Origin of the sequence: Porphyromonas sp. KLE 1280 (assembly GCF_000700805.1) — a bacterium.
Classification (GTDB): Bacteria; Bacteroidota; Bacteroidia; order Bacteroidales; family Porphyromonadaceae; genus Porphyromonas; species Porphyromonas pasteri.
Window position 1 is genome coordinate 18,159 of record NZ_KL362962.1, and the last position, 25,522, is coordinate 43,680.

25 protein-coding genes are annotated in these 25,522 nt (G+C 57.4%); 15 read left to right on the forward strand and 10 right to left on the reverse strand.

What is annotated here, in order from left to right; translation table 11 throughout:
• Positions 1–29: 29 nt before the first annotated feature.
• From HMPREF1121_RS00060 to HMPREF1121_RS00105, 10 genes are read right to left on the reverse strand one after another with little or no spacing between them, the layout of a single operon-like run.
• Positions 30–944, reverse strand: a complete 915-nt coding sequence (locus HMPREF1121_RS00060) for a DMT family transporter (protein WP_044114133.1) — start codon at positions 942–944, stop codon at positions 30–32.
• Between the two features lie 20 nt (positions 945–964).
• Entirely contained in the window at positions 965–1,969 is a 1,005-nt protein-coding gene (gene cbiB / locus HMPREF1121_RS00065; protein ID WP_044114134.1) for an adenosylcobinamide-phosphate synthase CbiB, read from the reverse strand.
• A gap of 9 nt (positions 1,970–1,978) precedes the next feature.
• Positions 1,979–2,338 (reverse strand): DUF488 domain-containing protein, encoded by a 360-nt coding sequence (locus HMPREF1121_RS08770; RefSeq protein WP_044114135.1) that lies wholly within the window; start codon positions 2,336–2,338, stop codon positions 1,979–1,981.
• 12 nt (positions 2,339–2,350) lie between these two features.
• On the reverse strand, positions 2,351–4,174 hold the full coding sequence (gene cbiD, locus HMPREF1121_RS00075; RefSeq protein ID WP_044114136.1) for a cobalt-precorrin-5B (C(1))-methyltransferase CbiD: 1,824 nt from the start codon (positions 4,172–4,174) through the stop codon (positions 2,351–2,353).
• A gap of 21 nt (positions 4,175–4,195) precedes the next feature.
• On the reverse strand, positions 4,196–4,672 hold the full coding sequence (gene folK / locus HMPREF1121_RS00080; RefSeq protein ID WP_044114137.1) for a 2-amino-4-hydroxy-6-hydroxymethyldihydropteridine diphosphokinase: 477 nt from the start codon (positions 4,670–4,672) through the stop codon (positions 4,196–4,198).
• Positions 4,673–4,689: 17 nt separating this feature from the next.
• Positions 4,690–5,751 (reverse strand): tRNA preQ1(34) S-adenosylmethionine ribosyltransferase-isomerase QueA, encoded by a 1,062-nt coding sequence (queA, locus tag HMPREF1121_RS00085; RefSeq protein ID WP_009432327.1) that lies wholly within the window; start codon positions 5,749–5,751, stop codon positions 4,690–4,692.
• Between the two features lie 17 nt (positions 5,752–5,768).
• Positions 5,769–6,500 (reverse strand): tRNA pseudouridine(55) synthase TruB, encoded by a 732-nt coding sequence (gene truB, locus HMPREF1121_RS00090; protein WP_044114138.1) that lies wholly within the window; start codon positions 6,498–6,500, stop codon positions 5,769–5,771.
• Positions 6,501–6,503: 3 nt separating this feature from the next.
• Entirely contained in the window at positions 6,504–7,337 is an 834-nt protein-coding gene (gene uppP / locus HMPREF1121_RS00095; RefSeq protein WP_044114139.1) for an undecaprenyl-diphosphatase UppP, read from the reverse strand.
• On the reverse strand, positions 7,337–7,582 hold the full coding sequence (locus tag HMPREF1121_RS00100) for a DUF3098 domain-containing protein (RefSeq protein ID WP_044114140.1): 246 nt from the start codon (positions 7,580–7,582) through the stop codon (positions 7,337–7,339). Before HMPREF1121_RS00100 ends, uppP begins: the two co-directional genes overlap by 1 nt.
• Positions 7,583–7,624: 42 nt before the next feature.
• Positions 7,625–8,503, reverse strand: a complete 879-nt coding sequence (locus tag HMPREF1121_RS00105; protein ID WP_044114141.1) for a cell division protein FtsX — start codon at positions 8,501–8,503, stop codon at positions 7,625–7,627.
• Between the two features lie 480 nt (positions 8,504–8,983).
• Here HMPREF1121_RS00105 and nspC point away from each other — a divergent pair, with 480 nt between their 5' ends.
• The 15 genes from nspC (at position 8,984) to HMPREF1121_RS00180 (ending at position 25,514) form a co-directional block, all read left to right on the forward strand.
• Positions 8,984–10,123, forward strand: coding sequence for a carboxynorspermidine decarboxylase (nspC, locus tag HMPREF1121_RS00110; RefSeq protein ID WP_044114142.1), 1,140 nt, complete (start codon positions 8,984–8,986; stop codon positions 10,121–10,123).
• A 37-nt stretch (positions 10,124–10,160) separates the two neighbouring features.
• The gene (locus tag HMPREF1121_RS00115; RefSeq protein ID WP_044114143.1) at positions 10,161–11,111 is read left to right on the forward strand and encodes a ribonucleotide-diphosphate reductase subunit beta; all 951 of its coding nucleotides are present in this window, start codon (positions 10,161–10,163) and stop codon (positions 11,109–11,111) included.
• Complete coding sequence (locus tag HMPREF1121_RS00120; RefSeq protein ID WP_044114144.1) at positions 11,098–12,780, forward strand: ribonucleoside-diphosphate reductase subunit alpha; 1,683 nt, start codon at positions 11,098–11,100, stop codon at positions 12,778–12,780. The genes HMPREF1121_RS00115 and HMPREF1121_RS00120 overlap by 14 nt, the downstream gene beginning before the upstream one ends.
• 33 nt (positions 12,781–12,813) lie before the next feature.
• Positions 12,814–13,767 carry a signal recognition particle-docking protein FtsY gene (gene ftsY / locus HMPREF1121_RS00125; protein ID WP_009432317.1) on the forward strand — a complete coding sequence of 318 codons (954 nt, stop codon included), beginning with the start codon at positions 12,814–12,816 and terminating at the stop codon, positions 13,765–13,767.
• Positions 13,764–15,071 (forward strand): 30S ribosomal protein S12 methylthiotransferase RimO, encoded by a 1,308-nt coding sequence (gene rimO / locus HMPREF1121_RS00130; RefSeq protein ID WP_044114145.1) that lies wholly within the window; start codon positions 13,764–13,766, stop codon positions 15,069–15,071. The genes ftsY and rimO overlap by 4 nt, the downstream gene beginning before the upstream one ends.
• A gap of 3 nt (positions 15,072–15,074) precedes the next feature.
• A complete protein-coding gene (locus HMPREF1121_RS00135) occupies positions 15,075–16,454 on the forward strand; it encodes a LysM peptidoglycan-binding domain-containing protein (protein ID WP_044114146.1) in 1,380 nt (459 codons plus the stop codon).
• Positions 16,455–16,509: 55 nt separating this feature from the next.
• Positions 16,510–17,502 (forward strand): AAA family ATPase, encoded by a 993-nt coding sequence (locus HMPREF1121_RS00140; RefSeq protein WP_009432350.1) that lies wholly within the window; start codon positions 16,510–16,512, stop codon positions 17,500–17,502.
• A gap of 109 nt (positions 17,503–17,611) precedes the next feature.
• A complete protein-coding gene (locus tag HMPREF1121_RS00145) occupies positions 17,612–18,499 on the forward strand; it encodes a DUF58 domain-containing protein (RefSeq protein ID WP_009432332.1) in 888 nt (295 codons plus the stop codon).
• Between the two features lie 7 nt (positions 18,500–18,506).
• Entirely contained in the window at positions 18,507–19,496 is a 990-nt protein-coding gene (locus HMPREF1121_RS00150; RefSeq protein ID WP_009432356.1) for a hypothetical protein, read from the forward strand.
• On the forward strand, positions 19,493–20,479 hold the full coding sequence (locus HMPREF1121_RS00155; protein WP_044114147.1) for a vWA domain-containing protein: 987 nt from the start codon (positions 19,493–19,495) through the stop codon (positions 20,477–20,479). The genes HMPREF1121_RS00150 and HMPREF1121_RS00155 overlap by 4 nt, the downstream gene beginning before the upstream one ends.
• A gap of 4 nt (positions 20,480–20,483) precedes the next feature.
• Complete coding sequence (locus HMPREF1121_RS00160) at positions 20,484–21,512, forward strand: VWA domain-containing protein (RefSeq protein WP_044114148.1); 1,029 nt, start codon at positions 20,484–20,486, stop codon at positions 21,510–21,512.
• Positions 21,502–22,248, forward strand: coding sequence for a tetratricopeptide repeat protein (locus HMPREF1121_RS00165; RefSeq protein WP_044114149.1), 747 nt, complete (start codon positions 21,502–21,504; stop codon positions 22,246–22,248). Before HMPREF1121_RS00160 ends, HMPREF1121_RS00165 begins: the two co-directional genes overlap by 11 nt.
• Positions 22,249–22,253: 5 nt before the next feature.
• A complete protein-coding gene (locus HMPREF1121_RS00170) occupies positions 22,254–24,029 on the forward strand; it encodes a BatD family protein (protein ID WP_232223698.1) in 1,776 nt (591 codons plus the stop codon).
• Between the two features lie 10 nt (positions 24,030–24,039).
• Positions 24,040–24,804: a tetratricopeptide repeat protein gene (locus tag HMPREF1121_RS00175; RefSeq protein WP_044114151.1), complete on the forward strand. Its 765-nt coding sequence runs from the start codon at positions 24,040–24,042 to the stop codon at positions 24,802–24,804.
• An 8-nt stretch (positions 24,805–24,812) separates the two neighbouring features.
• A complete protein-coding gene (locus tag HMPREF1121_RS00180) occupies positions 24,813–25,514 on the forward strand; it encodes a phosphatase PAP2 family protein (RefSeq protein WP_044114152.1) in 702 nt (233 codons plus the stop codon).
• Positions 25,515–25,522: the final 8 nt, after the last annotated feature.

A 25,522-nucleotide genomic window follows, 5' to 3' on the forward strand; every position in this document is an offset into this window, starting at 1 on the left:
AGCCTCTCTCGGAGATGGCAGGATGACCCTTAGCCTTTCTGCCTTGATCGCGAGATGGCGACCAGCCACACCCCGCTGAAGATGAGTGCTACGGCAAGGGCATGCGTGAGCGTGAAGACTGCCAGACCCAGCGTGACGCTTACTACGACAGCTACCAGCGGCTGCATATAGTTGTACATGCTCACGACGGTCGGGCGGAGTGTGCGCTGCCCATTGATCATCAGTAGGTAGCTGACGAAGGTACCGAAGAAGACTACGTAGCCGACCTCCAGGAGGGTGCGCATTGAGAGGGATGCAACATCTGTCTGTAGGGCTTCGCTCGCCGTGAAGGGGAGTAGAAGGAGGGTAGCCCAGAGGAACATCCACTTATTCACCGTGAAGACGGAGTACTTCTTCGCAAGCTTCCCGAAGATCGTGAGGTAGAGCGCGTAGGACACCTGCCCAGCGACGCAGAGTAGATCACCGCGTATATCACCCAGCTGGAGCGAGGAGCCTGAGGCTTGTATGCTGGTCCAGATGAGTAGGAGCGCGCCGCAGCAGCCGAGAGCTACACCCAGTGCCTTCTTGCGGGTAATGGGCTCTTTGAGGATCAGTGCCGAGAGGATGAGGGCAAAGATCGGCATCGTCGTAGTCACGATACCAGCATTCACTGGGCTGGTGAGGCTGAGCCCGATGGTGAAGCAGCACTGATTGCACACAAGTCCGAAGACAGCTGCGCCGACGAAGAGGAGCTTATCTCGCTTCGCTACGCGCTCCCGTGGGGCAAAGAGTGAGGCGATCCAGAAGAGGATAGCTCCGCCTAATACACGGCAGGAGACGAGGGTGATGCCGCTTATACCATGTAGGAGAGCATCCTTCCCGAGTGGAGCCATGAGCCCCCAGCACACGGCAGCTCCCAGGAGGCTGAGGTGGGCTGCGAGAGTATGCTGTTTCGTCGTATTCATTAATAGATGATCGCGAGGTACTAAAGGTACCAGATGATGAGCATGATGAGGAGGAGGCGCAAGAGAAGTGATAGACCGAGGGCCAGCCACTCCGTACGCTGGGTGATCTGTACAGCACGCTGCAGATCTTCGTCGCTTAGTTCGCGCCCGACCTCACCGATATAGGGCTTGTCGACGACTTCGCCGAAGTAGTCGTGAGGCCCGCCGAAGCGACAGCCGAGGACGAGTGCCAGTGCTGCCTCGGGATAACCTGAGTTGGGGCTGAGATGGCGCTTGCCGTGCTGGAAGGTCTTGCGAAGGAGATCCAGCCGCCCTGCTGCGATGAGCATCAGTATAGCCGTTGTACGCGAGGGGATGAGGTTCACCAGATCATCGAGCTTGGCGGAGAAGAAGCCATAGGCACGATAGCGCTCATTGAGGTAGCCAACCATCGAGTCCTGCGTATTGATCATCTTATAGGTGAGTATGCCAGGTGTGCCGAAGAAGCTCCAGGATAGCATAGGGCCTACGACGCCGTCGCTGAGGTTCTCGGCGAGTGTCTCCAGAGCTGCTGTGCGGATCTCCTGGGCAGATAGCGCGCCTGTGTCTCTCCCGACGATGCGTCCGACCTGCTTACGCCCAGCCTCCAGCGAGACGGAGAGTGCGGAGAAGACTCCCTTCACCTCCGTAACCAGTGTCTTACCCGAGAGCATGTAGAAGATGCAGATCGTAGAGGGTAGTGCAATGGTTAGGAGGAGGAAGTGCCCGAAGTAGAGGTCTCCCAGATAGTAGTTGATCGCAGCACCTATCAGGAGGAAGGCAAAGGTGAGGAGCGGGAGGAAGAAGGTAAAGCAGACTAAGCTCCCGTTGTAGAGGAAGCCCTTGAGTCGGCGTGACGTCCCATGATTCAGATGCTTTTCTCCGAGGCCAATGAGGCGGCCAAAGAATACGATGGGGTGGCCAAGGTGCATCGGATCTCCCAGTGCCCGATCCATCAGGAAGCCGAGGAGAAGGGGAAGCGTGAAGATGAGGATGGGGTAGACCATAGAGATGGATTACAGATGTGATAGGAGATCCTCGAGGTAGGCACGCAAGACGAGTGGGTGGCAGTGAGCTTCGTCGTGCGCTGCATAGACGAGGGTGATGCGCTCCTCATCCTTGTGATGAGCGAGGAATTCTGCGGGCGCAGTCGAGCCCTCCAGCTCGGTACGATAGTCACGGGCGAACTCCTCCCAGCGGGCTGGATCGTGACCAAACCACTGGCGAAGCTCCGTCGAGGGAGCTAAGTCCTTAGCCCATTCGTCCAGATGCGCTCGCTCTTTACTGAGGCCACGAGGCCAGAGACGATCGACGAGTACGCGGTAGCCGTCGGTTGCTTCGGCAGGTTCATAGGCTCGTTTGAGTAGTAGTTCCATAGGATAGTCTCTCTATCTCTTATCTAAGAAGTCGTGAGGATAGGTGTAGCGGATATTGCCGTCGTCATCGATGAGAAGCAGAGAGAGCTCGCTCTTGGGGACGAGCTTCGCAGCTGCTTCGTAGCAGGCGTCGAGGACTCGGAGCATGAAGCGCTCAAGGTCGTCCGGGGTGAGTCCCGTCCACAGCTCGCGGGCCAGCGTCAGGATGTCGATGAGGGTATGAGCGGCTTCGCTACAGCCAGCATCATTAGCCATCTGGTGCATGAAGTCCTTGTTCATGACTACCTTGCGGCTATGCGTGTCGAGGTTGCCTTCGGCGAGCTTGACCGCCTTGCCGAGCATGATCCCCATGTAGATCTTGGGGATGGAGAGTAGGGCGAGCTTCTCGAGGGTCTCTCCGATGAAGTTGCCGTACTGCACGAAGGACTGGAAGGGTAGCTCGGGGAAGGCACTCTTGAGGTACTTCTCACTCTTGGCTCCCGAGTTGATGACGATGGTATCTGCTCCGAGAGCTACGGCGACATCGGCTTGGCGAACGATGGAGGCCACGAAGGCTTCTGACGAGAAGGGCTTGACGACACCCGAGGTGCCGACGACGGAGATCCCGTCCCTGATACCGAGACGGGGGTTGAAGGTCTTCGGGGCCAGCTCTCTTCCTGCGGGGATGCTGACGGTGATATCGACGCCTCCAGTAGGGTAGTGACGACGGACGATCGTCTCCATCATCGCGCGTGGTGTCTTATTGATCGCAGGGCCTCCGATCTCCAGTCCCAGCCCAGGGAGTGTGACGACACCGACACCCTCGCCCTGGAGGAAGCGGATGCCCTCATGCTCCGTGGTGAGGACGACCTCAGAGCAGATCTCGGTGAGGTGTGTGACATCGGGGTCATCGCCCGAGTACTTGCGTGCCATGGCCTTGTAGCCCAGCTCGGTCTTCTCTACACGCTCTACGGGGAGCTTCACCTCTTCACCCGAGGGAAGGAGGATAGCAGCCTCTGTCAGTACCTCCCCCTCGTGGAGGAGGGCATGCAGGGCGGCTGCTGTCGCTGCCGTCGCGGTGCTTCCTGTGGTGAAGCCCGTCTTCAGCGGGAAGAAGTCGGGGCAGAGGCGCTCGACAGCCTTACGCAGGCCTACAGGGCCGTAGACATATTCGTAGTGCTCGGGGAGTGCAGGGCGGGTGATCATGTAGACGGGCACACCAGCGGCGAGGGCTGGAGCGATCTTCTCCTCGAAGAAGCCACTCTCGCCACTCTCCTTCGTGATCACAGCGTCGGGCTGTATCTCGTCGAAGAGCGCCTGATCTTCGCCCTCATGGAAGTAACGTATATGGCTGAAGGGGAACCCCGCAGCCTTGGCCTTCTCCTTCGAGTCATCTCGATCGAGGATACGGAAGAAGCTCTCATGCTTCTCCCAGAAGGGCTTAAGTGGGGCGATGGTATTCACGCCCGTCAGAGCAAGAAGCCTGTGGCAGGGCTGTGCCTCCAGCTTCTTGATCATCTCCTCATAGCTCTCGCATTCGATGACCTTCCCCGTGCGCTCGCTGTACTTGCGTTCGTAGCGGAGGACGGGGATGCTGAGCTCAGCTGTCACCTCTCCGATGGTCTTGTGGAGGACGGCGGCGAAGGGATGGGCGGCGTCGACGACGAGGTGGATATCCTTCTCGCGGATGAAGTCACGCATGACCTCATGTGTCATGGCGCCCGAGACACGCTCGCCGTGGACGAGGTCTACCTCTTGGAAGGCACCCTTGGTGGAGTAATAGTATTCTTTGCCGGACTCGTCGAGGACGGAGCTGACGATGCGGCCCTCGGTCGTACCTCCGAAGATTAGGATCATAAGTTAGGCTTGGGGTAGTGGTTAGCTTAGGCGACTGCGAAGCTCGGTATAGAGCTCTTCGATGGAGCGGCCTAAGAGGGGATGAATAAACTCTGGAGCGATCTCACAAAGGGGCTCCAGCACGAATAGTCGCTCTGTGAGGAGCGGATGGGGGAGGGTCAAGCGCTCACTCTCAAGGATGAGATCGTCATAGAAGAGTAGATCGATATCTATGGGGCGATCGTGGTAGTGCCCTGCCACGCTCTTGCGCTGACGACCGAGCTGCCGCTCGATCTCTTGGGTGCGGTCGAGTACCTCCAGTGGGGAGAGTGATGTGGTGAGTACGAGCGCGGTATTGAGGAAGGGGTGGGGGCTCTCGAAGCCCCATGGCTCCGTCTCGATGAATGTAGCGATGCCACCGACCGGCCCGATGAGGTGGTCGATGGCATCTATGGCTTGATGTAGGAGTGCTTCACGATCACCCTCGTTGCTACCGAGAGAGAGGTACAGCTGAGGCATGAGGCGCTTCCGTCTGATTAGTCGATGATGAGCATAGCGTCACCGTAAGCACCGAAGCGGTACTTCTCCTTAATAGCGATGGAGTAGGCGCGCATGGTCTCTTCGTAGCCCCCGAAGGCTGCCGTCATCATCAGCAGGATGGACTTCGACATATGGAAGTTCGTCACCAGAGCATTGGGGACGTTGAAGTCGTAGGGGGGGAAGATGAACTTGCTCGTCCAGCCGTCGAAGGCCTTGAGGTGACGCTGTGTACCTGATGCCGTCTCCATAGCGCGGAGTACGGAGGTGCCGACGGCACAGATGTTCTGCCCTGCGGCGCTGGCAGCGTTGACGATGGTGCAGGCTTCCTCTGGGATGATCATCTGCTCGCTCTCCATCTTGTACTTGGTGAGGTCCTCGACGTCGATCTCGCGGTAGTTGCCCTGCCCGTTGTGGACGGTGATGAAGGCCTTGCGGATATCTTTGATCTCCATACGCAGGAGGAGCTCACGGCTGAAGTGGAAGCTGGCAGCAGGCCCTACGACAGCGCCTTCGTTCTTCGCGAAGAGTGACTGATAGCGCTGGGCATCTTCACTGTTGGGGCTGCGGTTCATGTACTTGGGCAGAGGCGTCTCACCCATGGCGTGCAGGAGCTCACGGAACTCCTCTTGTGAGCCGTCAAAGAGGAAGCGCAGCGTACGACCACGTGAGGTGGTGTTGTCGATGACTTCGGCTACCAGCTCGTCGTTCTTCCCGAAGTAGAGCTTATTGCCGATACGGATCTTACGAGCGGGGTCGACGACGACGTCCCAGAGCTTGAAGGCGGGGTTGAGTTCGCGCAGGAGGAAGACCTCAATCTGAGCGCCAGTCTTCTCCTTGTTGCCATACATGCGGGCGGGGAAGACCTTCGTATCGTTGAAGACGAAGACGTCATCCTTGCTGAAGTAGTCCAGGATGTCCTTGAAGTGGCGATGCTCGATCTCACCCGTGGAGCGGTGCAGTACCATCAGGCGCGACTCGTCGCGGAAGGTGGCGGGCTTCTTGGCGATGAGCGTTTCGGGGATCTCGATCTCGAAGTGACTTAGCTTAGTATCCTTCATTGTCTATCTCGTAGGGGCTATGGGTTGGAGGGTTCTGTTTCTTCTGTGGGGAGGGCGACGTACTCGCGGAGGAAGGCTTGGATATCCTCGACGCGGTAGCAGTCCTCGATGCGGTAATCTCCGACACGGGTGCGGCGGAGGTCGGTGAGGTGGCCACCCGAGCCGAGGGCCGTACCGATGTCGCGAGCCAGTGCGCGGATGTAGGTTCCCTTGCTGCAGACCACACGGATCTGGATCTGGGGGAGGGCGTAGTCGAGCAGCTCGATCTCATCGATGACGAGGGTCTTAGCCTTGAGCTCGAAGTCCCGTCCCTTGCGGGCTAAGTCGTAGGCACGGCGGCCGTCGACCTTGACAGCTGAGAAGGCGGGAGGCACCTGCTCGATGGTGCCGATGAAGCCCTTGAGAGCCTCTTCGACGGCCTCGCGGGTGATATGCTCTGTGGGGAAGAAGGCATCAGGCTCCGTCTCCATGTCGAAGGTCGGGGTCGTCTGCCCGAGGCGGATGTCTGCGATATACTCCTTGCGCCCAGCCTGTAGCTCGTCGATACGCTTGGTATGCTTGCCGGTGCAGAGGATCATCACGCCGGTGGCGAGTGGGTCGAGTGTACCTGCGTGTCCTACCTTGAGCTTCTTGATGCCGAGGTAGCGGCAGGCTTCGCAGCGGAACTTATTGACCAGGCTGAAGGAGCTCCATGTCAGAGGCTTGTCTAGGGCAATTGTTGCCCCCGCGATGAGGTCCAGCTTCTCCATCTACTATCCGAGGGAGATGTTGGCCCCGAGGAGCAGTGCGATAGCTATACCGACCGAGAGGATGATGCGGTAGTAACCGAAGGCGCGGAAGCCGTACTTCGTGACGAAGCTGATGAAGAACTTGATCGCCAGCAGTGCCACAAGGAAGGCTACGACATTCCCGATGAGGAGCGTCTGCCAGTTCTCTTCGAAGACACCCATGCCCAGCTCCTTGTACAGCTTGTAGCCCTTGAGTAGGGTGGCGCCGAACATCGTGGGGACTGCGAGGAAGAATGAGAACTCAGCTGCCTGACGGCGTGTCAAGCCCTGCTGCATGCCCCCGAAGATCGTAGCCATCGAGCGTGAGACGCCAGGTACCATCGCCAGGCACTGGAAGAGCCCGATGATGAAGGCATTCTGTGTCGTGACCTTGCGCTCGGTTTTGTTCGTGAAGATGCGATCGAAGTAGATCATCAAGATCCCCCCGAGGAAGAGCATCGTGAGCACGACCCAGGTATTGCCGAGGAGGTCATCGATGGTATCGTTGAAGAGGGCACCGAGGATAGCCGCTGGGATACAGCCGATGATCATCAGACCATAGAGACGCCAGCCACCGAGGCTCGTCGTGGGGTCGGGCTTCAGCCCAAAGATGGGGAAGGGAAGGAAGCGGCGGAAGTAGTAGACGACGACCGAGAGGATCGCGCCAAACTGGATCATCACCGTGAAGGCCTTGAGATAAGCCGTGCTCTCCATACCGAGGATGCCCTCGGTGAGGATCATGTGCCCTGTGGAGGAGACGGGGAGGAACTCCGTGAGTCCCTCGACGAGGGCCAGGATGATGCTTTGTAAGATGGTCATTAGGCTTTCTCCTCCTCTTTCTTCTCTATGGGGCGAGCGGCGGGCTTCACCAGGATGGCATAGACCATGAGGCAGAAGCCGATGAGGCAGACGATGGGCGCCACGACGATGCGGCGGCTACTGAAGATCTCGGGGCTGAAGGCCGTAGGGTCTTCGCTCTGCCCACCAGACATCAGGATGAAGCCTACGAGGATGAAGAGCGCCGAGAGCGCCATCAGGAGGTAATTCTTCTTGCTGTACAGCATGCTTTATACTAATCGTATCGGGATGACAGGGATCGGGGAGGCTTAGATCAAGTGGATCTTACCCTCTTCCATATGGATGTAGCGGCGGGTAGCACGCCACGAGGAGACGAAGCTGACGCATACCCCGACTAAGGGGATAGCGATGATGACCCCGAGGAGGGGTACGCTGGGGCAGAGGCTGAGGATGCGGTAGCCGAAGGCCTGCTCAGCACCATAGAGGAGTCCGCCAAGCAGGGCGAGTGCAAGCAGCGCACCGACGAAGCCCTCGAGGATAGCACGACGGATGAAGGGACGGCCGATGAAGCCCGCCGTAGCACCGATGAGCGAGAGCGTGCGGATACGCATGCGCTGCGAGTAGATGACCAGCCCCGTAGCGGTCGTGATCTGCAGGAAGCTCACCAGCAGGTTGATGCCGAGGAAGATCCAGAGGACGAAGCGGATGGTCTGGAGGTTGCTTGACGCAGAGGCCCACTGGCTCTGCTGCTCCTCAAGACCCTCAGCGTTCTGCAGCAAGGGATTAGTGGCGATGATTTTCTTGAGGCTATCGGGCTCGGTGTACTCGCTCTTGAGGTAGACCTTAGCCATGGGCTGTAGGGGGTTGTAGCCCAGGATCTTCGTGGGGTCTTCGCCGAGGACCTCCGTTAGGCTCTTGGCTGCGCTGTCGGCAGTGATGAGCTCGACGGAGCGGACGTAGGGGAGGGCACGAAGCTCACTGAGCGTCGCCTCGGTGTTAGCGCCAGGCTCACCGGATAGCTCTACGGAGAAGGATATACGTTCGCGTACCTCCTTGCTTAGGCCCTGCTCCAGGACATAGACGAGGCCGAGAGCCCCGAGCATAAAGAGGGTGAAGGTGATGCTTAGGAAGCTGAGGAGCCGTGCATAGCGCAGGGTCGAGGACTGTTTAGCTTTGGGCGCGCCCATATATATTATTAGGTATGTATTCTCTATTGATGAGCTGTCGGGCGCACCCTTTACGTATGGACACACCACGGACAATTTGCATGCAAAGATAGATATTCTCAGCATAAGGCTTTGCCTTGCGGAGGAAAAGCTGTGTCCGAGGCGAGATAAACTTGCCTTCTCCCAGAGTAAAAGCCACGGAGTCGTAGTGGAAATCCTTGATCTACGTGTATAGTCCATAGATCTACGTACGTAGTCTGTAGGATTTGCGTGCAGAGATTTAAAATCCACGTGCGTAGATGAAGGTATCACCATAGTGTTTCGCACAGAATTACTCGCACGGATGGAGGAAGTGCTGTGCGGGTTTGCTGGGTATTTCTCTACTCCTCTCAGTGCGTAGGCATTATAAGCTGTGAGCTGTGTCGCGGCGGGCGTAAACGGCGATATTCACTATCTTTGCACCTTACAGATATTATATACATAGCATAAGTATTGACAACGATGAATAAGACCTCCCTCCCTTCCCCCTGCTACATCCTCGAGGAAGACCTGCTTCGGCGGAACCTTACCCTCATTCGTGACGTAGCTCGCCGAGCCGGTGTAGAGATCATCTTGGCCTTCAAGGCGTATGCCCTCTGGCGTACCTTCCCCATCATCCGCGAGTATGTCCCCTACAGCACGGCGAGTTCCGTCTGGGAGGCTCGACTCGCCTTCGAAGAAATGGGTGCTAAGGCACACACGTTTAGTCCTGCCTATACCCGAGAGGAGTTCCCCACGATCCTGAGCTATAGCTCGCATGTGACCTTCAACTCACTGAGTCAGGTCGAGCACCTGCGTCCGCTGATGCCTCGGGATGGGAGCGTGTCCTTCGGGCTACGTATCAATCCCGAGTATTCGGCTGTAGAGACCGACCTCTATAATCCCTGCGCTCCAGGCTCTCGCTTCGGTGTGCCCGCAAGCGAACTCAAGGCGCTCCCCGAGGGGATCGAGGGCTTCCACTTCCATTCGCTCTGCGAAGGTTCGGCGGAAGACCTAGAGAAGACCCTTGAGATCATCGAGCAAAGCTTCGGCCACTTCCTCCCTCAGCTCCGCTGGCTCAACATGGGGGGCGGTCATCTGATGACCCGTCAGGGCTATGATGTCGAGCGCCTCATCCGTGTGCTCCGATCCTTCAAGGAGCGCTACCCGAACCTTGACCTCATCCTTGAGCCGGGCAGTGCCTTCGGCTGGCAGACAGGCTTCCTGACCTCTTCGGTCGTGGATATCGTCGAGCACCACGGGATACGTACGGCGATCGTCGATGTCTCCTTCACCTGCCACATGCCTGACTGCCTCGAGATGCCCTACAAGCCCGCTATCCGTGGCGCTCGTACGATGGATGAGTATCGCCCCGACCAGCACAGCTATCGTATCGGGGGAAACAGCTGCCTGAGTGGTGACTTCATCGGCTACTGGGAGTTCGATCACCCCCTAGAGCTGGGCGAGCAGATCATCTTCGAGGACATGCTCCACTATACTACGGTCAAGACCACGATGTTCAACGGGGTAGCGCACCCCAGCATCGCCCTCCTACGCTCCGATGGCTCCGTAGAGCTACTCCGTGAGTACACCTATCAGGACTATAAGGATCGTATGGACTAGCGCAAAACTATTAACCAAAAACAAGTAACGAGACAACATGATCTTCGACAAGCGTACGGAGTACAAGCCCTTTGAGTACCCCGAGGTGCAGCGGTTCATCGATAATATGAACCGCACCTTCTGGGTGCACTCCGAGGTAGACTTCAGTGACGACATCCAAGACTACAAGACGCTCCTCAGCGATAGCGAGCGGGAGGTCATCAAACGTAGCCTACTGGCTATCGCACAGGTAGAGGTGACGGTGAAGACCTTCTGGGGTAAGCTCTACGAGTTCTTGCCTAAGCCCGAGTTTAATGACCTCGGGGCGACCTTCAGCGAGTCAGAGTGTCGTCACTCCTCGGCCTACGCCCGCCTGCTGGAGGTGGTGGGGCTCGAGAGTGAGTTCAAGAACCTCTTAGAGATACCCGTCTTTCGCCGTAAGCTCGAGCTCACGGACGAACATCTAGGAGGGGCACAGGACTTCATCCACAAGCTCTTCTTCTTCACTATCGTCATAGAGAACTCCTCGCTCTTCTCTCAGTTTGCCAACATGGTGGCATTCTCCCACTTCCGTGGGATCCTCAAGAACACCGCCAACATGGTCTCCTGGAGTAGTGTGGACGAGCAGTGCCACGCTGATGCCGGGGTGTACATCATCAACCAGATCTTCCAGGAGTACCCCGAGCAGCGACTCTCTAGCCAGGAGGTAGAGCGGATGGTGCGCCACTACCTCGCCTATGAGGAGGAACTCCTGAGATGGATCTACGAGCCCGGCGAACTGGAGTTCTACACACAGGCGGATATGCTCGCCTTCATGAAGCACCGTGTGGACAATGCCCTCAGCCAGATGGGCTATCCTAAGGTATACAACATCTCGACGGAGGAGTATCTGCCCATGCAGTGGTTCGACGAATATGTCTATGCCAACGACCTAGACGACTTCTTCGCCAAGCGTCCGACCGCCTACACCAAGCACGACAAACCCATCACAGCCAATGACCTATTCTAGACAAGAGCCCTGGTGGTACAACGAGGAGTCTAAGGCCGTCCTCGACCGTGGCTATCTACTCAATGGAGAGACCATCCATGACGCTATCGAGCGGATCACGGCCTCCGTATGCCACTACCTAGGAGAGACGGTAGGGACGGCAGAGCTGAAGGAAGCCTTCAAGGACGCTATCTACAAGGGGTGGCTCTCCCTCTCCTCCCCCATCTGGACCAATGCAGGTACCTCACGTGGTCTACCCATCTCTTGCCAAGGCTGCTATATCGGTGATAGTATCTCTGACATCACGACCAAGCTCGGGGAGGTGATGATGCACACCAAGCTCGGGGCAGGTACCTCTGCCTACTTCGGCAACCTCCGAGGACGAGGAGCCTCCATTACCAATAATGGGAAGTCCTCGGGCGCAGTGTCCTTCATGAAGCTCTTCGACACGGTGATGACCGTGGTGACCCAAGGGGCACGCCGAGGTTCCTTCGCCGCCTATCTGGACATCGACCACCCGGACATCGAGGAGTTCCTTCGCATCAAGGATATAGGTAGTGACCTACAGAACATCTTCTACGCCGTCTGTGTCCCCGACTACTGGATGGTAGAGATGATCGAGGGGGACGCAGAGAAGAGACGTATCTGGGCTCGTGTGCTGGAGTCTCGTGTGCAGAAGGGGCTACCCTATATCTGGTTCAGTGACACGAACAATATCCACAAGCCCGAGATCTACCAGTATCTAGGCTGTAATATTACCCACAGCAACCTCTGTAGCGAGATCGCACTCCCCGACGCAGACAAGGAGACCTTTATCTGCTGTCTCTGCTCGCTGAACCTCGCCCTATATGACGAATGGAAGGATAGCAACCTGCCCGAGCTAGCAGTGATGTTCCTCGACGGGATCCTCTCGGAGTATATCGCCAAGACTGATGGCAAGAAGTTCCTGAAGTACGCAGCAAACTTTGCCAAGCGCCACCGTGCCATCGGGATCGGTGTCCTCGGGTGGCACTCCTACCTACAGAGCAAGATGATCCCCTTCGGCTCCCTCAGAGCCAACGCACTGACCACCGAGATCTTCCGCTCGATACAGGAGAAAACCACGGAGGAGAGTCGCCGTCTAGCCGAGCTCCTTGGCCCAGCCCCCATCTTCGAGGAAGGGGGCTATCCCGGGGTGAAGTATCGCAATACGACTCGTATAGCGATCGCTCCTACCACCTCCTCGTCCTCCATCCTTGGTCAGGTCAGCCCAGGCATAGAGCCCTACTCAAGCAACTACTATAAGGTTGGTCTGGCTAAGGGCAACTTCATCCGCAAGAATATCTACCTTCGTCAGCTCCTAGAGTCGAAGGGCAAGGATACGTACGAGGTGTGGCGCGAGATCATGATGAACGCAGGCTCGGTACAGCATCTGGACTTCCTCACCCCCGAGGAGAAGGAGGTCTTCAAGACCTTCCGAGAGATCTCCCAGAAGGACATCATCGTACAGGCCTCTATCCGACAGAAGTTCATCGACCAGTCGCAGAGCCTCAATCTCAACATCCCCCCCGAGATGCCTATCAAGGAGGTGAACCGCCTCATCATCGAGGCCTGGAAGCTCGGCATCAAGGGTCTGTATTACCAGCGGAGCAATAGTGTCTCTAAGGACATGATCACCAACCTCGTCACCTGCACCAGCTGCGAGGCCTAGGAGCTCCCCCCTCACGTCTATCAAGCAAGAACAATGGGACTATTCGGACTCTTCTCTAAGAAGAAAAAAGAGACGCTTGACGAAGGGCTCTCTAAGACCAAGGAGAATGTCTTCTCCAAGCTCGCACGTGCCGTCGCTGGGCGTAGCACCGTCGATGACTCCGTGCTCGATGAGCTGGAGGACGTCCTCGTGACCAGCGACGTCGGCGTAGAGACGACCCTGAAGATCATCCGCCGTATCGAGGAGCGTGTAGCACGTGACAAGTATGTCTCCACCTCGGAACTTACGGGTATCCTGCGCAGTGAGATCGCTTCGCTCCTCACGGAGAACGGCTCTACCGACGGCGAGAGCTTCGCCCTGCCTGCAGGTAAGAAGCCCTATGTCATCATGGTCGTCGGGGTCAATGGCGTGGGGAAGACCACGACCATCGGTAAGCTCGCCTATCAGTTCAAGCAGCAGGGCTACTCGGTGATGCTCGGCGCAGGAGATACCTTCCGTGCCGCCGCTATCGAGCAGCTCGATATCTGGGCTAAGCGCGTCGATGTACCCATCATCCGTCAGCACATGTCGGCTGATCCTGCTTCGGTCGCCTTCGATACGCTGAGCGCCGCAGTGAAGGCCGGTACGGATGTCGTGATCATCGACACAGCAGGCCGTCTGCACAACAAGGTCGGGCTGATGAACGAGCTGACGAAGATCCGTCGCGTGATGCAGAAGGTCGTACCTGATGCTCCCGATGAAGTACTCCTCGTACTCGACGGCTCGACGGGGCAGAACGCCTTCGAGCAGGCCAAGCAGTTCACTGCTGCTACCGAGGTCAATGCGCTGGCGATCACCAAGCTCGATGGCACGGCCAAGGGTGGTGTGGTCATCGGTATCTCTGACCAGTTTAAGATCCCCGTGAAGTATATCGGGCTGGGGGAAGGTATAGAAGATCTCCAGCTCTTCAGAAAGAAAGAATTTGTTGACTCCCTATTCGGAGAATGAGAAAGAACCAAGTAGATGTAATTACCCTGGGGTGCTCCAAGAATCTTGTCGACTCTGAGCAGCTCATCCGCCAGTTCCTAGCAAACGGCTATGTCGTGCACCACAACTCCGGTGCCGTCAATGGCGAGATCGTCGTACTCAATACCTGTGGCTTCATCGGTGATGCGCAGGAGGAGTCTATCAATATGATCTTGAAGATGGTCGAGGCCAAGAAGACGGGCCGTATCGGTCAGGTCTATGTCATGGGCTGTCTGACGGAGCGCTTCATGGATGAGCTCAAGGCCGAGATCCCCGAGGTGGACGGCTACTATGGGAAGTTCAACTGGAAGAACCTTCTGACGGACTTAGGTAAGGCTTACCACAATGATCCGCTCGGGGGTAACTGTAGTATCACGACGCCCGCGCACTACGCTTATATGAAGATCTCCGAGGGCTGCAATCGCAGCTGCTCGTACTGCGCCATCCCTATCATCACGGGGAAGCACAAGTCCCGTCCGATGGAGGACCTCGTCACAGAGGCCCAGTCACTCGTGGCTTCGGGTGTCAAGGAGATCCAGCTCATCGCCCAGGATCTGACCTTCTACGGGCTCGATATCTATAAGAAGAATAGCCTTGCCGAGCTCCTACAGCGTCTCTCCGATGTGCAGGGGCTGGAGTGGCTTCGTCTGCACTACGCTTATCCCGCGGACTTCCCCCGTGAGATCCTCTCTGTGATGCGTGAGCGCGAGAATATCTGCAACTACCTCGATATCGCCCTCCAGCATATCAGCGACCCGATGCTCCGTGCTATGCGTCGCCGTGTGACGAAGGCCGAGACCTATGACCTCCTGCGCTATATGCGTGAGGAAGTGCCAGGGATCCACCTGCGTACGACCCTTATGACGGGTCACCCTGGGGAGACAGAGCAGGACTTCGAGGAGCTCCTGCAGTTCGTCCGTGATATCCGCTTCGATCGTATGGGTGCATTCGTCTACTCGCATGAGATGGGGACCTATGCCCACGAGACCTACGCTGATGATATCCCCCTTGAGGTGAAGCAGGAGCGTATGGATCGCCTGATGTCGACTCAGGAAGAGATTGCAGCAGAGCTGAATGTGGCGAAGATCGGCCGCACCTTCAAGACGCTTATCGACCGCAATGAAGAGGAGTACTTCGTCGGTCGTACCGAATATGATTCACCCGAGGTAGACCAAGAGGTCTTGATCTCGAAGCAGGATGCTCCCAACCTTCAGGTGGGGAACTTCTACCCTGTGGAGATCACCTCGGCAGATACCTTTGACCTATACGGCCAGCTGGCCCAGTAAGAGATGCTACAGGAGGAACTTTGGTACGTACGCCTCGCTGAGCTCGCCGCTGTGCAGCTGGAGACTTCGCAGCAGCTCTGGCGCGCCCTCTGCCAGCAGGTAGAGCAGCGCCTCTTGTCGGGGCTGTCGCTGACCTTCCCCGAGATCGGGGAGTGGAAGCTCGAGGAGCATAGAGAGTATGTCGCTCGTACAGCTGACGGTAAGCAGTGGCTCATCCCGCCTCGCTTGACGCTTGGGCTACGTCCCTTAGAAGATCGTGGCGTGACCAGCCTCTCCATCGACCTCCTACGTGATGCACTCTCAGAGGCTACCCACGTCTCGGCTGAGCAGGTCGCTACATGGCTCCGTGCTATCCCCACGCTCTGGCGAGCGCTCTATGATGAGGGCATTCAGATTGTCTGGGCGGGCCTCGGGAGCTTTACGCCGATCACGGCGGAATCGGGCGAGCGGAGTGGCTATCGCTTCCTCCCATCCGAGGCGCTCTGTGCGGCGCTGAATAAGCCCTTCAGTATGTTTGCGCCCGTAGAGGTCGCCCCGTCTTCTTCGAGCCCAGATCTGGAGCTTCGTGAGATCGACCAGCTGGATCAGCTGACGAAGGTCGAGCCTATTGAGGTGCTCTTTGCCCCTCGTGAGTCCATTCAGGAGGAGGCAGTTACACCTCCCGTAGTCGAGGAGGTGGTAGAGCCTGTGGTGACAGAAGAGCCGCAGCAGCCCGAGTCACCAGCAGTTGTCGTCGAGGAAGAAATCCTCCCAGCTCCCGTAGACGAAGCTCCTATCGAAGCTCCTCAGCCCGCCCCCTCTGTCGCAGTGACGGCGCCCGTAGAGGAAGATCCCTTCATAGACCAAGAGACTCATCCCCGCATGCTGGTATGGGTATTCGTAGCGCTGGGTATAGCGATGGCTTTCTGTCTCTTCATCTATCTCCTCTCTATACAGCCCGAGCTGGAGATGAAGGACAAGGCTTCAGCTGCGGTGGAGGCTGTCCAGCCCAGTCCAGCTCCAGCCGTGCCAGCTGTACCCGCACAGACCATAGACGAGACTGACACCCTACAGACGACTTCTATCGCGACTCAAGAGGAGGCTACCTCATCTGTAGCACCTTCTGAAGCTGTTGTTTCTACTGCCTCTTCGGCAGCTGAGACCATCGAGCGTGTGCGCCTCCGTCCAGGGGATCGCCTCTCGCGCTTGGCACTGAAAAAGTATGGGAATAAGGCCTTCTGGGTCTACATCTATGAGGAGAATAGAGCCCAGCTCAAGGACCCCGATAATATCCCTGTAGGGGCGGTCATAACGCTACCCGCAGCCTCTAAGTATCAGATAAATGCAGGAGATACGAATTCAATCAACCGGGCGTTGGTACTACAGCGTTCTTTACATCGGTAGATGAGGCGTATCGCATAGCATATTTTAGATAGACAGATAAACGTAATAGAACCATATGGAATCCGTAGACATCCGCGCACTCACCGCCGAGATTGAGCGCCGTAGCCACCTTATTGAATCCCTGCGTACAGGTATGCATCAGGCGATTGTGGGGCAGAGCCACCTGATCGACTCGCTACTCATCGGCCTCCTCTCTGGAGGGCATATCCTCCTCGAAGGGCTCCCTGGGCTGGCCAAGACCTTGGCGATCAAGACGCTCTCACAGCTCATCAGCGCTGACTACAAGCGTATCCAGTTCACTCCAGACCTCCTGCCTGCTGACGTCGTGGGTACCCTGATGTACAGCCAGAAGCAAGAGGACTTCTCCGTGAAGAAGGGACCTATCTTCTCTAACTTCATCCTCGCGGACGAAATCAACCGTGCCCCAGCTAAGGTGCAGAGCGCCCTGCTTGAGGCCATGCAGGAGCATCAGGTGACCATCGGTGATGAGACCTTCAAGCTCCCCAACCCCTTCCTCGTCATGGCGACGCAGAACCCCATCGAGCAGGAAGGTACGTACCCCCTCCCTGAAGCTCAGGTAGACCGCTTCATGCTCAAGGTCCTGATCTCTTACCCCAAGAAGGAGGAAGAGGCTCAGATCATTCGCCAGCAGATTCGCCCCGAGAGCCAGCAGATCCGCCCCGTCGTCAGCATCGCCGACATCCTGGAGCTGCGTCGTCTGGCTGCTGAGGTCTATATCGACGAGAAGATCGAGCGCTACATCGTGGATATCGTCTTCGCTACCCGTCAGCCCGCTGACTATGGGCTGGAGAACTTCAAGTCATTCATCTCCTTCGGTGCTTCACCCCGTGCTTCGATCAATCTAGCACTGGCTGCCCGCTCCTATGCCCTCATGAAGGGCCGTGGCTATGTCATCCCCGAGGATGTACGTGCGGTATGCTATGATGTGCTGCGTCACCGTATCGGCCTCTCCTATGAGGCCGAAGCTCAGGATCTCACCTCTGATGAGCTCATCAAGGAGATCCTGAATCGTGTCGAGGTACCTTAGTCGGCAGTGAGCGGGGCTTCCCCTCTTTGATGAAGCTCCGTAGCCGATGTGCCCCTATACCTATATATAGGTGGTATAGGGGAGTGACGAACTTAGCACGATAAGTAGCATGATGAAATCCAAACTTCAGCCCTCCGACCTCCTACGCAAGGTGCGCCGCATCGAGATCAAGGCCCGTGGCCTCTCGGAGCAGGTCTTTGCGGGGCAGTACCAGTCCGCCTTCCGTGGACGAGGTATGGCCTTTAGCGAGGTACGTGGTTATCAGATAGGCGATGACGTGCGTGACCTGGACTGGAATGTCACGGCACGCTATGCCCACCCCTTCGTCAAGGTCTTTGAGGAGGAGCGTGAGCTGACCGTGATGCTCCTGGTCGATATGACGGGGAGTACGGACTTTGGTACCCGCGTCGAGACCAAGCGCGAGCTCAATGCCGAGATCGCAGCGACCCTGGCCTTCTCCGCGATACAGAATAATGACAAGGTCGGTGCGATCTTCTTCACCGACCAAGTCGAACTCTTCATCCCTGCGAGAAGTGGGCGCAAGCACATCCTCTATCTGATACGTGAGCTCTTGAGCTTCGAGCCGCAGCGCCGTGCTACGGACCTCAATGTGCCTCTGAAGTATCTCAATCAGCTCATCAAGCGCCGCTGTACGGCCTTCCTCATCTCCGACTTCTACCACTGGGGCGAGGATTACCGTCAGACGCTCTCTCTCACGGCTCGCCGTCACGACCTCGTGGCTATCCGTACCTACGACGAAGGGGCTCTGGAGCTCCCACGTATGGGGCTCCTTCGCCTCTACGATGCGGAGACGGGGCAGGAGCGCTGGGTCGATACCTCTTCGCGTCGAGTGGCTCGTATCTATGCCGAGCGTGTGCGAGAGCAGGAAGAGACTTTCCGCAGCCATTGCCTTCGATCGGGAGTCGACCACATCGAGGTCGCTACTGACGGGGACTATGTGCCTGAGCTGATCAAACTATTTGGACGTAGATCCTAATCCAACCATGCAGAGACTACGGTATCTATATATCCTTGTACTGGCTCTCCTCGGGCTCGGTGGTCAGGCAGCGGCACAGCGTGTGTCGATCCAGACCCACCTCGACCGCTCCGAGATCCGTATCGGGGAGCGTGCGGCCATCGAGATGACCATCCGCACGGATAACCTCGCTGCCACACGCTTCCACCTCGTCGAGGACTCGACGGGGACGGAGCGCTTCCGCATCCTGGAGTTCGGCGCACTCGATACGATCAATGTCGGTGGGACGATCCAGGAGATCAAGGCGCGAATGATCATCACTTCTTTTGATTCGACGCTCATCACGATCCCTCCGATCGTAGTTGAGACGCCTTCGGGGAGTGCCGTCTCCAAGCCCCTTGCCCTCAACGTCATCTCACCCGAGGTTGACCTCGAGCATCCCGATCGCTTCAAGCCTATCCAAGATCCGTGGGACGAGCCCTACACGCTGTGGGATATCCTCGTGATCATCTGGACGAGCTGGATCACCTACGTGGCGATCTTCATTGCCCTCGTACTCCTCTTCATCTATGAGTACAAGCGTAGAGCGGAGTATATGAAGGAGCCCGAGCCTGTCTACCAGCCTCCGACGACTGCCTTCGAGATCTTCCTGCGCCGAGTGGGTGCCCTCAAGGGTCTGCGTCTCGAGGATCAGCAAGACTTCAAGATTTACTACTCCGAGCTTACGGGGGCACTGCGCTCTTACCTCGGAGACATCCTGCACTTTGATGCGCTGGAGAAGACCTCCAGCGAGTTGCTTGACGAGCTACAGGCCTATCCCTTGAGTAGCGACTACCGTCGCACGATCGAGAGCCTCTTCAGAGAGGCAGACTTTGTGAAGTTCGCTAAGAGCCTCCCACAGCGTAGTGAGGCTGAGCAGGTGACTCGCTCCATTCAGGAGCAGACAAAGGCCTTCCACTTAGCATGGCTCGAAGAGCAAGCTAAGCAGGAAGCCGAGAGAAAGGAGGTGGCCGAATGACCTTCCTTCATCCTCAGCTGCTGTGGCTCTTGCTTCTGCTCCCAGCGCTCCTCATCATCTATATCGTATGGCGTCGGCGTCAGCAGGCCTCGCTCCGTGTACCTTCGCTTCTCTTCATCAGTGGCGTACGTGGCGGCCTTCGTGTCTACCTGCGTCACGTGCTCTTCGCCCTGCGTCTCCTCGCCTTGGGCTTGATCATCGTGGCCTTGGCTCGCCCTCAGAGCTCCTCATCATGGAGCGAGGATCGTGTCGAGGGGATCGACATCATGCTCACCATGGATATCTCGACGAGTATGCTCGCGATGGACTTCCAGCCCAACCGTGTCGAGGCTGCTAAGGAGGTCGCTATGCGCTTCATCGCCAATCGCCCGAATGACAATATCGGCCTCGTCGTCTTCGCTGGTGAGAGCTTCACGGCTTGTCCGCTGACACAAGACCATGCGACCCTCATCAACCGCCTTCGGGAGATGACGACGGGTATCATTGCTGACCAGACGGCCATTGGCTCGGGGCTTGCCACGGCTATCAGCCGCCTCAAGGACAGCAAGACCAAGAGTAAGGTCATCATCCTGCTGACGGATGGTGCTAACAATACGGGGAATATCTCCCCGAAGATGGCTGCTGATCTGGCGAAGACCTTCGGCATATCGATCTACACGATCGGTGTAGGCTCGGGGGCTGGTGAGGCACCCTATCCCATACAGACCCCGCTCGGTACGGTCGTGCGCAATATGCCTGTCGACCTCGATGAGCCCACGATGCAGCAGATAGCTGACGTCTCTGGCGGGGCTTACTTCCGTGCTACAGACAATGAGTCGCTCGCTGCGATCTACAAGAAGATCGACCAGCTGGAGAAGACCAAGCTCTCGACGCGGAACTATCATACGACCTACGAGGAGTTCTTCATCTTCGTCCTCGCTGCAGCCTTCCTCCTTCTCCTGGAGTACCTCCTGCGCTCGACGATCCTACGCACCAATCCGTAAGACGATGAATATCCATTTCCATTCACCCGAATACCTCTACCTGCTCTTTGCGCTCCTGCCGCTCTTGGCTCTCTCGCTCTTCGCCTACTGGCGACGTCGTCAGATGCTCAAGCGCTTTGCCGACAAGGAGCTGGGGCAGGCTCTTGCACCTCTGGCTTCGGGGAAGAAGTACGTATTACGTGACCTCTTGCTCCTCATCGCAGGTGCACTCATGATCGTCGTCTTGGCTCGCCCACAGCTGGCGGGTAGTAGCGACCAGGGGACAGATGACAAGGGTATCGAAGCGATGATCTGCCTCGATATCTCAAACTCTATGCTTTGTCAGGACGTCGCTCCCAGCCGACTGGACTTTGCTAAGCGCTCGATCTCCCGCCTCTTGGAGAATATGCGCTCGGACCGTGTGGGACTGATCGTCTTTGCTGGGAGTGCCTTTGTTCAGCTCCCGATCACTACGGACATCGCTACAGCTCAGGATTTCCTCTCCGATATTTCGCCCGATATGCTCTCGGACCAAGGGACGGCTATTGGTCAAGCTATCATGCTTGCTCGTCAGTCCTTCTCCGACCGCAAGGATCTGGGGAAAGCGATCATCGTCCTGACGGATGGTGAGGACTTCGAGGACAATGCCACCGAGGCTGCGAAGGATGCTGCGAAGGCTGGTATCCATATCAATGTCGTAGGTATTGGTACCGACAAGGGTGGCCCTATCCCTACATCGGAGGGTAACCTCACCGATGACTCGGGGAATATGGTCGTCACCCGCTTCAATCCCGAGATGTGTCAGCAGATCGCTGATGCTGGTGCGGGTATCTTCGTCTCCTCGACCTCACAGTCTACCGTCGTCAAGGAGGTAGAGAAGCAGCTGGAGGAGCTCCCTCGCGCTTCGATCTCCTCACGGTCGGGCAATGGTGCCGCAGAGGCCTTCGAGCCTTGGCTCTGGGCAGCGCTGGTGCTGCTCGTCATCGAGTTCTTCATTATGGGACGCAAGAATAAGTTCCTCATCCGTCATAATATCTTCGGTCATGAGAAGTAAGATTGCCATCCTCTATCTTGTTCTCCTTGTGCTGGGCGGCTCTTCGCTCTATGCTCAGGGGCTCAAGTCCTATATACGCCGCGCCAATAAGCTCTATCAAGCCAAGGACTATGCGGGAGCTACGCAGGAGTACCGTCGTGCCTTGCTCCGTGACAGCCTCTCAGGGAAGGCGAACTTCGGTATATCAGCAGCTGCCTACGGGCAGGGACGCTATGACGAAGCTAAGGACTATCTGGAGCGTGCTGCTCAAGATCCACGTCTCACGCCACGCCAGCAGGCTGGTGTCCTGCACAACCTCGGTAATGTGGCGATGCAGAAGAAGGACTATCAGAGTGCCGTCCAGTCCTATGAGGAAGCCTTGATCCGCAATCCCGAGGACGACAATACGCGCTACAACCTTGCCCTAGCGCAGAAGCTCCTGCAGCAGCAGAACAAGAATAATAAGTCACAGAGCCAGCAGGGCCAAGATCAGAATAAGGATAAGGACAAGGATAAGCAGAAGCAAGATACCAAGCAGGACCAGCAGAAAGATCAGAATAAGCCTGACCAGAAGCCCCAGCAGGGGAAGGATAAGCAGGGCCAGCCCAATGAGCAGCGCTCCGGAGAGCTCTCGAAGGAACAGGCTGAGCAGATCCTTCGCTCCTTCCGAACCGATGACGATAAGACGCGTCGTCGTGTAGAGCTGGAGCAGCGTCAGCAGCAGAATAGTAGTAATAAGAATAAGAAGAGATGGTAATCTCGATGAAGTCAGTAGCCTTCGTAGGGCGCAGCCTTGCCCTATCCCTCTGCCTCCTCCTCTTGCCACTTGGTCTTAGGGCTCAGGTGGTGCGTGTCGAGGTGCCGCAGACTGTAGTCCAGGGAGCATCGTTCCAGCTCAGCTATACTTACTCGGGTAGTGAAGACTTCGAGCGTGTCACGGAGCCTAAGGTCGCAGGCCTGCAGGTCCTCTATGGGCCCGCTCGCCAGCAGATGAGTAGCTTCCAGAGTATCAACGGACGCAATAGCTCGACCTCCTCGGTGAGCCTCACCTACACCCTCATGGCAGAGCGTACGGGGAGCATCACGATCCCAGCGGCTACGGCTACTATCGGTGGTAAGCGTGTCAATGTCCATGGTGCCACGGTGCGCGTCCTCCCTCCCGATAAGAATGCTCCAGCAGGTCGCTCTCAGTCTGGTGGGGCTACTACTACAGGTAGCTACTTCTTCCGCGCGCTTCCTGGGGCTACCGTTGTCTATGAGAAGCAGGCCTTCCCCATACGCTACAAGCTCTATGCGACGACGGAGTTTGATATCAACTCCTTCGAAGCCCCCCAATATGATGGCTTCCTCTCCGAGAAGCAGGCTGATGATGGTCGTCGTCAGCTCCAGCTCGAGACCTATCAGGGGCGCAACTACCGTACGGTAGATATCCTCAGTGAGGTACTCTTCCCCCAGCGAAGTGGTACGCTCACCATCCCTTCATCTAAGATCGGTATCCGCGTCCCCGTGCCTCAGGCCAGTGACGATCCCTTCTTTGGCTCGGCGGTACTCGCTGACCGCACGGTGGAGTCAGCTCCAGTGACCATCCAGGTGCGCCCACTCCCCACGGAGGGGCAGCCCAAGGACTTCTCTGGTGCCGTCGGCTCCTTCCGTATGCGTGCCGAGCTCCTCACGAAGACCCCTAAGACGAATGAGTCGGTGACGATTCGCCTGACTCTCGAGGGTACGGGCAACCTCAAGCAGGTCATCAGCCCCGCGATAGCCTTCCCTCAGGACTTCGAGGTCTATGATCCGAAGGAGACGTATGAGGAGAAGGTCTCCGCTACCGAGGTCTATGGTAAGAAGATCATCGAGTACTTCGCCATCCCTCGTCGTACGGGCTCGGTGACGATCCCTGCACTGACCTTCTCATACTTCGACCCCAAGCTGGGGCGCTATGAGACACTCCGCTCACAGACCTTCTCGCTGAATGTGGCTCAGGGCCCTGAGACTGCGTCGGATGATCGCGGTAGCCTCCGCCAGCAGGAGCAGCTCCTGCGTCAGCTCCATGACACCGAAGGGGTCTCCGCTCCTAAGGGTCTTCGCTGGGCGACGAGCTGGAGCTATCTTCTGCTCTTCCCCCTTATCGCACTTCTCGGCCTCATCGCCTATCTCGTCATCGCTCGCCAGCGTGGTCTGCGTGCTGACAGCTTGGGGTACAAGGCCTCGCGTGCCAGCTCGGTGGCTACTAAGCGCCTGCGCACGGCTCATAAGCTCCTCAAGGCGGGTAAGCGTGATGCCTTCTACGAGGAGGCGCTACGTGCACTCTGGGGCTATCTCGGAGATAAGCTCCGTCTGCCTATCTCTGAGCTGAGTCGTAGCTCGGTCTCTGAGATCCTGCGCACTCGTGGGCTGGATGAGGAGACGATCACGCGCCTCACACAGGTCATCGATGAAGTTGAGTTCGCCCGCTATGCTCCCGCTAAGGAGGGGGATATGCAGGCGCTGTATGATACAGCTGCTGAGGTCATCGGCGCTATCGATAGTCACAAGCTTTAGCCCCTTTACTATGCGTACGATATTTCTTTCCCTACTTTGCTTGATCTCGACGCTCCACCTCGGGGCTACCGAGAAGGCGGAGATCTCTGTCGATAGTCTCTTCGCTGCGGGGCGCTACCGTGAGGCTGCTGCCGCTCTTGAGGAGGAGATCAAGACCTCAGGCGAGAGCTCCACGCGCTATGCCAACCTCGGTAACTGCTACTATCTGCTGGGTGACCTCGGGCATGCGGTGCTGAGCTATGAGCGTGCTACGCTCTTGGATCCCCGTGATAAGGCGATTGCCGAGGCGCGTGCTGTCCTCATCAAGAAGACCATAGATAAGCTCCCCGATGCGGAGAGCTGGTTCACACTTACGGGGGCTAAGGTCGCCTATTCCCTGCCACTCACCGTACTCCTCCCGCTTGCTCTTGTGCTCTTTGCTCTGGCTATCGGCTCTTGCGTAGCCTTTGCTCTGGGGCGCACACGCCGTGGTAAGCGTATCGCCTTCTATACGGCGCTGGGGAGCTTCGTCCTGACAGCCTTTGTCGGGGCGCTGATCCTGCACTGGGTGTATGCCGAGCGCTCGGCTCGAGAGAAGGCTGTCATTACGCAGCCCGAGGTGAATGTTTATTCCTCTCCCAGCGGGAAGGGGACGGTCAAGACTCAGCTGCATGAGGGTACGCGCCTTCGCCTTGTAGGCAAGTCCGTAGGCGAATACCAGCAGTTCTCACTGGGCGATGGTACAGAGGGCTGGATCGCCTCGAGTGCTATTGAGCCCATTGTAGCTCCCAAGTAAATACTCCTATGACGCCTCCCTTCCTGCCGGGCGAGGTCGCCCTACTGCGCGCTATCAATGGAGCGCATTCGCCCTTTTGGGATGCAGCGATGTTCCTCATCTCCAACGTCGGGGCGTGGACCTTCCCTGCGATAGCTCTCCTGATCTTCCTCTTCTATCGCCGTCCGAAGAGTGAGGCTGTCCTCCTCCTGCTGATGGTGGGGCTGTGTGTGGCGGTAGGAGATGTCCTAAGCTCGACGCTGGCGAAGCCCTTCTTTGAGCGTCTACGTCCCACGCATACGCCTTGGCTGCAGGAGAGCCTGCACTATGTCTATGGCTACCATGGGAAGCTCTATGGCTTCTTCTCTGGGCACTCTGCGAACTACACTGCGGTGGCGACCTTCCTCTGCTTGACCTTCAGAGACCGACGCTTCACAGCGGTACTCTCGCTCATAGTTGCCTGGGTCATCTACAGCCGTATGTATATCGGAGCGCACTTCTTCTCTGACTGCCTTGTGGGTATCCTTGTAGGTCTTGCCGTGGGCTATGGTGTCTACCGTCTGTACCTCTACATCCGAGGACGAGTCCTCGCTACGGGCTACCGTGCCCCGCAGGAGATCTATCACGAGGGGATGCTTGCGCTGGTCTGTGCGCTCTGGGTCTCTATCCCCGTCACGCTGATGATGGCGGTACAGGTCACGCGTATCCTACGTATGGTCGGAGCGTTGTAGCTCACGCC